Raw genomic sequence first — 12,882 nt, forward strand, 5'->3', positions numbered from 1 at the left:
CGAAGAAGCCGATGGTGTGTAGCCCCCAGTAGTTGGTCAGGCCGCGGGTGACGAGATGCTGCTCGTCGGCGATGGCCTGGACCGGCAGGAACTCCACCGAGGTGATGCCGAGCGCCCGCAGATACTCGATGACGCTCTGGGTCGACATGCCGGCGAAAGTGCCGCGCAGATGGGCCGGCACCTCGGGATGGCGCATGGTGAAGCCGCGGACATGGGTCTCGTACAGCACCGTGTCGGTCCAGGGCACCCGGCGGTGACGGTCGTGGCCCCAGGTGAAGGCGCCGTCCACCACCCGGCATTTCGGCATGCCGCGGGCATTGTCGCGCCGGTCGAAGGACAAATCCTCCTTGGTCGAGCCGACCCGGTAGCCGTAATGGGCATCCGACCATTTGAAGCCGCCGAACAGCGCCCTTGCATAGGGGTCGAGCAGCAGCTTGTTCGGGTTGAAGCGGTGCCCCTCCTCCGGCTCGTACGGCCCATGGACGCGGTAGCCGTAGAGCAGGCCGGGCCGCGCGTCGGGCAGATAGCCGTGCCAGACCTCGTCGGTGTGCTCCGGCAGGGTGACCCGCTCCACCTCGCGCTGGCCGGTCTTGTCGAACAGGCAAAGCTCCACCCGCTCGGCATGGGCGGAGAAGAGCGCGAAATTGACGCCGAATCCATCCCAGGTGGCGCCGAGCGGATGGGGCTTGCCGGGCCAGACCGGGGTGCGGGCGGGAATGGGGGGCATCAGCGGACGGCCTGTGTGGTGGAGGTCGTGGAGGTGGTCGGCAGGGCGGGCGATCCGGCGGGCGATCCGGCGGGGCGTCGGCCAGGAAGCCGGCGGATGGAACGTTTGAAACAGGATGAAACAGTTTTCGGGGGGTGTTCCACTGTTCCATGCCCCTGGCGGCACGGCGCCCTGCGGTTTGCCAGCCGGGTGCGCAGTGCGTCATCAAGGGAGGGAACGGGGTTCCTGTCGACCATCAGCCAGCGCACGCCTCACCGGTTCCCCGAAAAGACACAAGGGATCCAATAAGAAAGCCTCCCCTCACCGCCGTCAAGGGAGGTTGGCAACAATGGGCGGGTGGTCGCATTTGACGACGATCGCCTTCTCCCGTCTCGGAAGAGGGTGTGAATGCGCCGCACCGGTCAGGTTGGGAACGCACCGAACGGGGGCATGACAGTGCAGCCCCCCGTGCAAGTCGGGGCCGTGCCTTCGGCACCCCCTCATCCTAACCTTCTCCCCAGGGGGGAGAAGGGATGGGTGTCGGGTTGGAGGAGCGGGTATGGGTTGGGCGGAAGGGGCTACTCCGCCGCCCGCTCCAAAATCAGGGTGGACAGCGGCGGGATGGTCAGGTCCAGCGAGTGGGTGCGGCCATGCCAGGGCACTTCCTCGGCATAGACGCCGCCGCCGGGATTGCCGACGCCGCTGCCGCCATACTTCGCGTCGTCGGTGTTCAATCGCTCGACATAACGGCCGGGCAGCGGCACGCCGACGCGGTAGCCCTGGCGTGGCACCGGCGTGAAGTTGCACACCGCGATGACGATGTGCCCGGACTCGTCGGCCTTGCGCAGGAAGGTGAAGACCGAGTTCTCGTTGTCGTTCGATTCGATCCATTCGAAGCCGGACGGGTCGCAGTCGGTCTTGTGCAGCGGCTCCAGCTCGCGGTAGAGGTGGTTCAGGTCGCGGACGAGGTCGCGCATGCCCCGGTGCAGCGGCTGGTCCAGCAGGTGCCAGTCCAGGCTGCGCGCCTCGCTCCACTCGTTCCACTGGGCGAACTCGCCGCCCATGAACAGCAGCTTCTTGCCGGGATGGGCGAACATGAAGCCGTAATAGGCGCGCAGGTTGGCGAACTTCTGCCAGTCGTCGCCCGGCATCTTGTTGATCAGCGAGCCCTTGCCATGCACCACCTCGTCATGGCTGAGCGGCAGCACGAAGTTCTCGGAGAACTGGTAGATCAGCCCGAAGGTCATCTGGTGGTGATGGTAGCGGCGGTGGATCGGGTCGTTCTGCATGTAATGCAGCGTATCGTGCATCCACCCCATGTTCCATTTGTAGCCGAAGCCGAGACCGCCGAGGTAGGTCGGCTTCGACACCATCGGCCAGGAGGTCGATTCCTCCGCCACCGTCATCGCGCCCGGCTGCTGGCCGTAGACCAGCTCGTTCATCCGCTTCAGGAAGGCGATGGATTCGAGGTTCTCACGGCCGCCGAACTTGTTGGGGACCCACTCTCCCTCCTTGCGGCTGTAGTCGAGATAGAGCATGGAGGCGACGGCATCGACGCGCAGCCCGTCCAGCTTGTACTGGTCGAGCCAGAACAGCGCGTTGCCCAGCAGGAAGTTCTGCACCTCCGTCCGGCCGAAATTGTAGATCAGGGTGTTCCAGTCCTGGTGGAAGCCCTGGCGCGGGTCGGCATGCTCATAGAGATGCGTGCCGTCGAAATTGCCCAGCCCATGCGGGTCGGTCGGAAAATGACCGGGCACCCAGTCGAGCAGCACGCCCAGCCCGGCGCGGTGGCAGGCGTTGACGAAGTCCTTGAAATCTTCCGGCGAGCCATGGCGGGCGGTCGGCGCATAGAGGCCGATGGGCTGGTAGCCCCAGGATCCGTCGAACGGATGCTCGGTGATCGGCAGAAGCTCGATGTGGGTGAAGCCCATGTACTTGGCGTAGGGGATCAGCCGCTCCGCCAGTTCCTGATAGGTCAGGAAGCGGTTGTCCTCCTCCGGCACCCGCGCCCAGGATCCGAGATGCACCTCGTAGATCGAGATCGGCGCAGTGCGGTCGGAGGCGGCAAGCTTGCGGCTCTGCCAGTCCTGGTCGCGCCACTCGTAGGACGGCAGGCCGTGGACGACCGAGGCGGTGGCCGGGCGCATCTCCGCCCGGAAGGCATAAGGGTCGGCCTTGGCCGGCATCAGATTGCCGTTGGGACCGCGGATCTCGAACTTGTAGCGCTGGCCGGCATGGGCATGGGGCACGAAGATTTCCCACACCCCGACCTCGACGCGCCGGCGCATCGGCATCCGCCGGCCGTCCCAGTTGTTGAAGTCGCCGACGACGCTGACGCTGCGGGCGCTGGGCGCCCAGACGGCGAAGGACACGCCGGCGACGCCGTCGACCTCGCGGGGATGGGCGCCCAGCTTCTCGTAATTGCGCAGGTGGGTGCCCTCGGCCAGCAGATGGACGTCCAGCTCGCCCAGCATGTTGTCGAAGCGGTAGGCGTCCTCGAACTCCTGGGTCGCCAGCGGGTACTGGGCACGCAGACGGTAGCGGAAACGCTCCGTCCGGTCGGGCAGCACCGCGCGGTAGAAGCCGTCCGGGTGGATGCGCTCGGCCTCGCCCGCCGGCTCGCCGGTGGCGCTGTCGATCACCCACAGCTTTTCCGCGCCGGGCACGAAGGCACGGACCTCCACCGGACGGCCGGGCGCCTCCTGCTGCATGCCCAACACGGCGAAGGGGTCGCCATGGTCGGCCCGCGCGATGGCGTCCGCCGCCGCGCGCAGGGCCTCGGCCCGGTGATCGGTGGGGCCGGGGTTACGGCTTTCGGAGACGCCGGTCTGCGCCTGGTCCTTGCGGGTGTCCGTCGTCATGTCGCTCGCCATTGGCCAAGTGCCCTTCTTCGTGGAGGCCCTGTCGTCCCGTGGACCATACCCGTTCCGACGCCGGGACGCCTTCTCCGGACGTGAACATACCCGCGGCGGTTTCGTCACACCATGCCCGCCGCGGATTTGTCCGGCTATTCCTTCGCGCCGCCCTCTCTGGCGCCCTCTTCGTTCGCACCGTCGAGCAGCCCCAGCACGCCCTTGACCGGGATGCCGATCCAGTTCGGCCGGTTCGCCGCCTCGTAGCCGATCTCGTAGAAGGCCTTCTCCAGCAGGAACAGGGTCAGCAGGCCGCGCGCGGTATCCTCGCCCCCCTGTTCGTCCGCCGGCCAGACCGGGCAGCCCTCGATGGCCGTGCGGTAGCCGTCGAGGAAGGACTCGACGCTGCGGCGTTCCCAGTCGCGGGCGGCGGCCAGCGCCGGGCTGTCGCCGCTGTTGGCCCCCTCGCCGGCACTGTCCAGCCGGAACAGCGCCGCCCAGGCGGCATAGTTGAAGGAGCGCAGCATGCCGGCGACGTCGCGCAGCGGGCTGGATTTGGCGCGGCGCTCCTCCAGCGTCTTGGCCGGCTCGCCCTCGAAGTCGAGGATGTACCAGTCGTTCTGGGCGCGGACGACCTGCCCCAGGTGATAGTCGCCATGGATGCGGGTCTTGACGCCGCCGGCCGGCATGGACGCCAGCGCCGCAATCCGCTCCAGCGCCTCAGAACGGCGGAACAGCAGCTGTTCGGCGTCAGTCCGCACATCGGCAGGCAGGCGGTCCAGTGCTCCTGGCAGAGCGGCGAAGGCGGCCTCCGCCTGGACGCGGACGGCGTCGGCCCAGCGCGCCAGATCGTCGGCGGCGATCGGCTCCGGATCGAAGGCCGGGTTGCCGGTGCGCTGCGCCAGCGCCCGGTGCAGTTCGGCGGTGCGCTGCCCCAGCGTGGTCATCATCACCAGATGCATGCCGAAGGGCTCGCCCGATTCGGCGGCATCCTCGGTGGAGCCGGCGACGCCCAGGCGGATGTCCTCCAGCTGGCGTTCCAACTCCTCGACCGTGCTGGCCCAGCCGTCGCCCTGGTTGCGGACGAAGGCCTGTGCCACCGCCAGCGCGGTCGGCGTGCCGTCGGCGGCGACCTGTTCCACCGTGCCCAGCAGGGCCGGGGTGTTGGCGAAGCCGACCTCGGTCAGGAAGCGGCCCATCTCGACCTCGGGATGCTCGCCCTCCACCAGACGGCGCAGCACCTTCAGCACGATCTGGCTGTCGACCAGGACGGAGGTGTTGCTCTGCTCGACGCCCAGGCGCCGCACCTCGGCCTCCGGCGACAGCTCGATGGCGCCCAAAGCCTCGGTCGGGGTGAAGCGGATGCTGTCGTCACCGGCCGCGGCCTTCAGCGAATCGCCGCGCCGCAACGCCTCGATCAGCGCCAGGGCGAAGCCGTCGGCCTGGACCGCATCATAGATGGCGCCGGTGCGCGGACCGCGCCGCACCTTGGCCAGCGTGTAGGGCAGCAGCGGCCAGCCGGTGCCGCCGGCCCCATCCTCCCAGCTCATCGCCATCGGCAGGAAATAGCTCTGGTCGGCGGCGTCGCCGTCCAGGCCCACCTGTGTTCTGACCAGCATGAAGCCCTCGCCCGGTCCCGGAAGCTGGGCGGCGAGCGTGACGTGGGAACGGGTGATACGGCGGTCCTTGGCGGAGAACCAGCGCTGCTGTGGCAGGAAAGCCTGCAGGATGTCGCGACCCAGCTCGTCCGCCGCCTTGCCGCTGGTCAGGCTGTGCCAGCCGTCGCGCACGACGACGGTCAGCAGGTCCGGCACCGGCTCCGGCGGGGTTTCGTGCCAGGTCGGCAACTCGGCCTCGGCGGTCAGCGCGAACCAGTAGAAGCCGTAGGCCGGCAGGGTCAGCAGATAGGGAAGGTCGCCGATGGGCGGAAAGACGGTGCGGCCCAGCAGTTCGACCGGGATGCGGCCCTTCCAGGTCTTCAGGTCGAGTTCGACCGCCTGGGCCGAGCGCGACAGGTTGGCGACGCACAGCGCGATCTCCGACCCGTTTTCCGTCTCCAGCGAGCGGATGTAGGCCAGGACCTTGCGGTTGCCGGGATAGAGCAGCGAGAAGCCGCCGCGGCCGAAGCTCTGGCGCTGCTTGCGCACCGCCACCAGCCGCTTCATCCAGTTCAACAGCGAGGAGGGGTTGCGGGCCTGCGCCTCGACATTGACCGCCATGAAGCCGTAGATCGGGTCGAGCACCGCCGGCAGATAGAGCCGCGCCGGGTCGGCGCGCGAGAAGCCACCGTTGCGGTCAATCGACCATTGCATCGGCGTGCGCACGCCGTCGCGGTCGCCGAGATAGATGTTGTCGCCCATGCCGATCTCGTCGCCGTAATAGAGCACCGGCGTGCCGGGCATCGACATCAGCAGGCTGTTCAGCAGCTCGATCTTGCGGCGGTCGTTCTCCAGCAGCGGGGCGAGGCGGCGGCGGATGCCGAGGTTGATCCGCATGCGCCGGTCGGCGGCGTAGAAGTTCCAGAGATAGTCGCGCTCGGTGTCGGTGACCATCTCCAGCGTCAGTTCATCGTGGTTGCGCAGGAAGATGGCCCACTGGCAGTCGGCCGGGATGTCGGGCGTCTGGCGCATGATGTCGGCGATGGGATGCCGGTCCTCCATCGCCACCGCCATGTAGATGCGCGGCATCAGCGGAAAGTGGAAGGACATGTGGCATTCGTCGCCGCCCTTCTCGGGATCGCCGAAATAGGGCAGCACGTCCTCCGGCCACTGGTTGGCCTCGGCCAGCAGCATGCGGTCGGGGTATTCGGCGTCGAGCGCCGCGCGGATCGCCTTCAGGACGTCGTGCGTCTCCGGCAGATTCTCGTTGTTGGTGCCCTCGCGCTCCTTCAGGTAGGGGATGGCGTCGAGCCGCAGCCCATCCACCCCCATGTCCAGCCAGAAGCGCATCACCTTCAGCACCTCCTCCAGAACCTCGGGATTGTCGAAGTTCAGGTCGGGCTGGTGCGAATAGAAGCGGTGCCAGTAATAGGCGTTGGCGACCGGATCCCAGGTCCAGTTGGATTTCTCGGTGTCGCAGAAGATGATGCGGGTGCCCTGGTATTTCTGGTCGCTGTCGGACCAGACATAATAGTCGCGGTGGTTGGAGCCGGCCGGCGCCTCCCGCGCGCGCTGGAACCAGGGATGCTGGTCGGAGGTGTGGTTGATCACCAGCTCCGTGATCACCCGCAGTCCGCGGTTGTGGCATTCCTCCATGAAGCGCCGGAAATCCTCCACGGTCCCGTAGGTCGGGTTGACCGAGGTGTAGTCGGCGATGTCATAGCCGTCGTCGCGCAGCGGCGATGGATAGAAGGGCAGAAGCCACACCGCCGTCACCCCCAGCTCCTGGATATAGTCCAGCTTCTGGGTCAGACCGGCGAAATCGCCGATGCCATCATTGTCGGCGTCGAAGAACGCCTTGATGTGCAGTTGGTAGATGACGGCGTCCTTGTACCAAAGCCGGTCCTGCCGATCGATCATGGGTCCAGCACTTTCGAGAAGCGATTGACGGAACACGTGTCGCGGGAACACGGGACGGAAACAAGCCACCGGGTCGAAGGTTTCACCCGCTTAGCCGTCCGGCAACCCCTGACTTCCGGATAGGCAGGACGGCGACAACCAGGGCGTACACCCATCGGATGGCAGGCTGAAACATCCGGTCGAAAGCGCGGCAACCCGGTCCGGACACCGATTGACGCCGACGGATTACGCAGGCAGGGTGAGCCACCGTAAAACTTTGCGCGTAGAGCGTACCGGATACATCATGTTGGGCTCCTTCATCGTCGTGACCGGCGGCGACTCCCGCTACTGCCCGCTGATCCGCGAACTGATCGCCTCGCTGCGGGCTTTGAAGCCGGCGGCGGAGTGCCCCATCGGCGTGATCGACGCCGGGCTGACCGCCGAGCAGATTGCCGACCTCAAGGCCGAGGGGGCCGCGGTGGTGACACCGCCCTGGCCGGTGAGCATCCCGGCGCACAAGCTGCGCAACCGCATCCATCTGAAGGCCAACCTCGCCAAGCTGCACCTGCCGACCTATTTCCCCGGCTATGACACGGTGATCTGGATCGACGCCGATGCCTGGGTGCAGGATTGGGAGGCGGTGGAGATGCTGCGGCGCGGGGCGGCGCTGAACCGCTTCGCCATCGTTGCCCAGTTCGGCCGCTTCTCGGAGACGGAGCTGCGGCTGAACTGGCTGTTCGGGGGCTTCGCCCGGGTGCGCTCCATCCTCTACAAGAACTCCAGCCGCGCCGGCCTGACCACCGCGGAATGCCGCGCGCTGGCGACCCGCCCAACGCTCAATGCCGGGGCCTATGCGCTGAAGGCCGACGCGCCGCATTGGGAGGCGTTCCAGCGCTGGCAGAAGCGGGTGCTGCGCAAGGGCCGGCTGTTCACCTCGGACCAGCTGGCGATGGCCGGCGCCATCTATCTGGACGGGCTGCCGGTGGAGCTTCTGCCGGAATGGTGCAATTACATCGGTCCCTGGCGCTTCGACCCGGAGCGACGGGAACTGGTCGAGTATTACCTGCCCAACCGCCGCCTGGGCATCGTCCACATGGCGGGCGAGGACGCCATGCGGGCCGACCCGTCGGTGCTGCGCCCGGTGCTGGACATGCAGGACCGCACCCACCAGCTGAGCCTGCGCTATCCGGCCTGGGAACTGCCGGCGATGGAACGGGTGGCGGAGGCGGTTTAGCCCTTCGACAGGTCCACGGCCAGCCGCGCCAGATCGCGCACCGCCCGGTCCAGTGCCGCCGGGTCGTGGGCGGCGAAGCCCAGCAGCAGGCCGTTGCCGGAACTCCCGCCGTCGGTGCGGTAATAGGTGGACAGCGGCGGCGTGGTCAGGCCGATGCGGGCGGCCCGCTCGGCCAGGGTTCGGTCCGGGCAGTCCGGCGGCAGGCGAAGCAGGACATGCATGCCGGCTTCCCCGGCCTCCGCCGTGGCGACTCCGGTGAAGGCGTCTGAGATCGACTCCAGGATGGCGGTGCGCTTGGCGGCGTAGAGCGAGCGCATGGCCCGCAGGTGCGAGGCGAAATGGCCGTCGGCCAGGAAGCGGTGCAATGCCGCCTGCGGCACCACGCTGGTCCCGCCGTCGAAATGGCGGCGCGCGGCGCGCACCGGCTCGACCAGATCGGGCGGCACCACGACATAGCCGAGCCGCAGCGCCGGGAACATCACCTTGCTGAAGCTGCCGACATAGATGACCCGGCCGGCGCCGTCCAGGCCCTGGAGGGCGGCCAGCGGCGGGCCGGCATAGCGGAACTCGCTGTCGTAATCGTCCTCGACGATCCAGGCGTCGCGGGCCGCCGCCCAGTCGAGCAGCCGCAGCCGGCGCGCAAGGCTCATGGTCACGCCCAGGGGGAATTGGTGCGAGGGGGTGACCAGAGCCAGCCGGGCGCCGGCCCCGCGTGCCATCCCGGCGGCGACGTCGATCCCCTCCCCGTCCACCGGCACCGGGACCAGCCGCGCCCCGGCGCCCAGCAGGGCGGCGCGGTTGCCGGGCCAGCCCGGCTCCTCCACCCAGGCCTCGTCGCCGGGGTCGAGCAGCAGTTGCGCCATCAACGCCAAACCCTGCTGCGCGCCGGAGACGATGACGACCTGTTCCGGCTCGCAGCGCACGGCACGGACAGCACGCAGATAGGCGGCGATCTCCGTGCGCAGGGGGACATGGCCGAGCGGATCCGGCTCCGTCGCCAGCATCCGCCCGCCATGGCGCCAGCAGCGGCCGAGAAGCTGCGCCCACAGGGCGAAGGGAAAGGCGCCGAGGTCCGGCGTGCCGAGCGCGAAGGGGCGCCCCACCCGGTCGCGGGCGATGGACGGCGCCTCGGCCAGTGCCCGGCCGCGGGCGGACAGGCCGACTCCGCGGCGCGCTTCGTCGCGCGCGGTGCCTCCCGCAGGCATGGCATCGGGCAGGGAGGTGGCGACGAAGGTGCCGGCGCCGACCCGGCCGGTGATGTAGCCCTCCGCCAGCAGCGTCTCATAGGCGGTGACCACCGTGTTGCGCGACAGGCCCCAGTCGGTGGCGAGCGCCCGGCTGGGCGGCAGCCGCTCCCCCGGACGCAGACGGCCGTCCAGCACCGCCTGACGCAGGGCGCGGTAGAGCTGTCGGTGGAGCGGCTCCGCACCGTCCCGGCCGAGCGCCACCGGCCCCAGGCTCGACAGAACCGGACGTGCCGAACGGGCCATGGCGATCCTCGTGGGGGGCAAGAAAATTGGTCCCTATGGAATCGGCATTCCGGACCTTTTGAGGGAGCCATTCTGCCGCTCATTCTGGGCTATCGCAACAGTCCGGCCTTGAGCACCAGCATGACCAGTCTTCCCACCGCTTCCGCCGCCTCCGAATCCCCGACCGCGCTGCCCCAGACCCCGCGCACCCGTCCGGTGCGTCTGGGCGACCGCGGCAGCCATGACGTCGCGCTGATCCACGCCATCATCGACGAGGCGCCGATCTGCCACGTCGGCTTCGTCGACGACGCCATCAAGGGGCAAAGCGGGGGCCACGGCACCCCCTCCCCCATGGTGATCCCGACCATTCCCTGGCGGGTGGGGGACGAGCTGCTGATCCACGGCGCCTCCTCCAGCCGGATGATGCGGCGCTTGCAGGAGGGCGGCGAGGCCTGCATCACGCTGTCGCTGATCGACGGCTGGGTGCTGGCGCGGTCGGCTTTCCATCACTCCGTCAACTACCGCTCGGTCATGCTGTTCGGCCGGCCGCGGCTGGTGTCTGAGGAGGCGGAGAAGCGGGCGGCGCTCGATGCGCTGATGGAGAAGATCGAGCCCGGCCGCAGCGCCAAGGTGCGGGCACCCAACACGCAGGAACTGAAAGCGACCAGCGTTCTGGCCTTCCCCATCGCCGAGGCGTCGGCCAAGCGCCGCTCCGGCCCGCCAGGCGACGATCCGGAGGACATGGACCACCCGGTGTGGGCGGGCGTAGTGCCCTTGCGGCTGACCGCTGGGGAGCCGGAACAGGACCCGGCCCAGATCGCCCGCCAAAAAAGCGCCGGCTGAAAAATCTCAGACTGAAAAATCTCAGGCAGAAACGGAAAAAGGCCGCGACCGGTAAGCCCGGTGCGGCCTTTTTCTGCGGTTTCTCCCGCAGGCGGGAGGCCGTTCCGAAACCCCCGGAGCGGCCCCCTGCCAACCGTCCTTAGGACGACGGAGCGTTCAGCAGGCGCGGCAGGATCTGCGCACGACGGTTGGACGGCTCGCGGACGTTCGGACCGGTCTGGACCAGCAGCTGGCTCTCGCCCTTGCCTTCGGTCGTGATGTTGGCAGCCTGGATGCCCTTGGCGACCAGGGCCTTCTTGACCGCGTCGGCACGACGGACCGACAACTTCTGGTTGTAGGCCGGCGAACCCGAGGTGTCGGTGTGGCCGACGACGTGGATCTTGGCGCCACCGTTCTTCAGGATGGCCGACACCGCGTCACCGATCACGCGATCGGCGGCCGGGGTGATGTTCGACTTATCCCAGTCGAAGAACACCAGATATTCGCTCTGGACCGCGGCGACGGCGGCCGGAGCCGGAGCGGCAGCGGCCGGCGGGCACGGATAGCTGCCCTGATGGATGACATAGCCGCCACCAGCGGTGCGGGCGGCGACGCCTTCCGACACCTGACCGGTCCAGCCGATGACCGGGTTGCACCACTCGGTGCCCTTGCCGACCAGGCTCGCGTCCTGGGCATTGGCGGCCGCCGACAGACCGAAAGCGACGATGGCGGCCGGGATGGCAGCCAGACCCGCGCGAACAATAGTCTTCATTGTCTTCACTCCCTTCCAGAACCCTTCCCCATCAGAGTGCCTGCGGGGGATGAACGTATCGATCGAAGCATCAGCCCACGTGCAAGCGCGGCAGCGACCTTCCCAACATGGGGTGTGCGGCGATGTTCCGACACCTCAGCCGTTCGGCCAAACCGTACCTGTACCTTGACCTATGCTCCACTTCCATAGCAGCTTTTCCGGTGGGATTCTGCCAAATCCGTATAACGGTGGCTGAGCACAGGAAAAACCGCGAGATCCTTTTCCGTAAGCTCGCGAACCGGTCTAGCAGGGCTGCCGGCCCACAAAAATCCGGACGTAACCCGCTTTCCGGGCGTCACCAGAGCACCGGCTGCGACCATCGCCCGCGACTCGACATGGGCCCCATCCAGGATGCAGGCCTTCATGCCGATGAAGCAGCCGTCTTCCAGCGTGCAGGCGTGCAGCAACGCCATATGGCCGACGGTGATGTCGTCGCCGATGTAGGTGCCCTGCCCTTCGGTGGCCACGTGGATCACGGTGCCGTCCTGAATGTTGGTGCGAGCGCCGATTCGGATCTCGTTGACGTCTCCACGCACCGTGCAGCCGTACCAGATGCTGCTGTTCGCCCCGATCACGACATCGCCGATCACCGCCGCCGTTTCCGCGATGAAGGCGGTCGGGTCGACGGTGGGCAGGATGCCGTTGAAGGCGCGGACAAGGCCGGTCATCAGGTCGTACCGAAGTCGTGCATGACGGGCCGGATTGAAGCACCGTAAGGCTTAAGGCACCACCTGATTTCGCATTGACAGACCAAAGCAAATCCCGATTGGTGCCTCTGTGCAACAGTGCGGACAGGAGGCCACAACCCTGTCACAGCCCCCCGCCTGTCCTTTTGCGGTACCCGATTACGGGAAAAGCGGCGCCTGATCGATGCCGGTCGTCTCCCCCAGCCCCATCATGACGTTCATGTTCTGGATCGCCTGCCCCGAGGCGCCCTTCACCAGATTGTCGATCACCGACACGATGATGGCGCTGCGCGGCGCGCGGTCGGCGACCACGCCGATCAGGTTGTGGTTGGACGCGCGGACATGGCGGGTCGCCGGCACCACGCCGGCCGGGGTCACGCCGACGAAGGGCTCGTCGGCATAGCGGGCGGCCAACGTCGCCCGCAGGTCGTCGGCGGTGACGCCCTCGGCCATGCGGACATAGATGGTCGCCATCATGCCGCGGTTCATCGGCACCAGATGCGGAGTGAAGGAGACGGTGATCGGCCGGCCGGCGGCCAGGCGCAGCTCCTGCTCGATCTCCGGCATGTGGCGGTGGTGGCCGACGCCATAGGCATTGAAGCCTTCCGAGACCTCGGTGAACAGGTTGGCCTGCTTGGCGTCCCGGCCGGCGCCCGACACGCCGGACTTGGCGTCGATGACGATGCCGCCCGGCTCGATCTGGTTTTCCATCAGCAGCGGCAGCAGCGGCAGCAGCGAGCAAGTCGGGTAGCACCCGGAATCGCCACCACGCGCGCCTTGCGCACGCCCTGGCGGTGAACTCGGT

At 67.9% G+C, this 12,882-nt stretch carries 7 protein-coding genes and 2 pseudogenes; 2 read left to right on the top strand and 7 right to left on the bottom strand.

The annotated features are described in order from the left end of the window. The 3 genes and pseudogenes from I71_RS22495 to treS all read right to left on the bottom strand — a co-directional run. A pseudogene (locus tag I71_RS22495) lies at window positions 1-727 on the bottom strand (glycogen debranching enzyme GlgX); the annotation flags it as partial. 557 nt (window positions 728-1,284) lie between these two features. Further along, the gene (gene glgB / locus I71_RS22500) at window positions 1,285-3,567 is read right to left on the bottom strand and encodes a 1,4-alpha-glucan branching protein GlgB (RefSeq protein ID WP_375731216.1); all 2,283 of its coding nucleotides are present in this window, start codon (window positions 3,565-3,567) and stop codon (window positions 1,285-1,287) included. 146 nt (window positions 3,568-3,713) lie between these two features. Beyond that, window positions 3,714-7,076 (bottom strand): maltose alpha-D-glucosyltransferase, encoded by a 3,363-nt coding sequence (gene treS / locus I71_RS22505; RefSeq protein WP_042698537.1) that lies wholly within the window; start codon window positions 7,074-7,076, stop codon window positions 3,714-3,716. Window positions 7,077-7,359: 283 nt separating this feature from the next. Between treS and I71_RS22510 the strand changes: the two genes are divergently transcribed. After that, complete coding sequence (locus I71_RS22510; RefSeq protein WP_042698542.1) at window positions 7,360-8,289, top strand: glycosyltransferase; 930 nt, start codon at window positions 7,360-7,362, stop codon at window positions 8,287-8,289. Here I71_RS22510 and I71_RS22515 read toward each other — a convergent pair. Continuing rightward, on the bottom strand, window positions 8,286-9,779 hold the full coding sequence (locus I71_RS22515) for a PLP-dependent aminotransferase family protein (RefSeq protein WP_042698545.1): 1,494 nt from the start codon (window positions 9,777-9,779) through the stop codon (window positions 8,286-8,288). The two genes, I71_RS22510 and I71_RS22515, sit on opposite strands and share 4 nt — an antisense overlap. Window positions 9,780-9,899: 120 nt before the next feature. Between I71_RS22515 and I71_RS22520 the strand changes: the two genes are divergently transcribed. Next, complete coding sequence (locus I71_RS22520; RefSeq protein ID WP_042698549.1) at window positions 9,900-10,601, top strand: pyridoxamine 5'-phosphate oxidase family protein; 702 nt, start codon at window positions 9,900-9,902, stop codon at window positions 10,599-10,601. A gap of 139 nt (window positions 10,602-10,740) precedes the next feature. On the opposite strand, the gene I71_RS22525 is transcribed toward I71_RS22520, so the two are convergent. The 3 genes and pseudogenes from I71_RS22525 to argC form a co-directional block, all read right to left on the bottom strand. Further along, window positions 10,741-11,352, bottom strand: coding sequence for an OmpA family protein (locus I71_RS22525; RefSeq protein WP_042698552.1), 612 nt, complete (start codon window positions 11,350-11,352; stop codon window positions 10,741-10,743). A gap of 170 nt (window positions 11,353-11,522) precedes the next feature. Beyond that, entirely contained in the window at window positions 11,523-12,059 is a 537-nt protein-coding gene (locus tag I71_RS22530; protein ID WP_042698554.1) for a gamma carbonic anhydrase family protein, read from the bottom strand. 177 nt (window positions 12,060-12,236) lie between these two features. After that, window positions 12,237-12,882: pseudogene (gene argC / locus I71_RS22535) on the bottom strand (N-acetyl-gamma-glutamyl-phosphate reductase); the annotation flags it as partial.

The sequence above is a fragment of the Azospirillum sp. B506 genome, assembly GCF_000333595.1.
Lineage (GTDB): Bacteria > Pseudomonadota > Alphaproteobacteria > Azospirillales > Azospirillaceae > Azospirillum.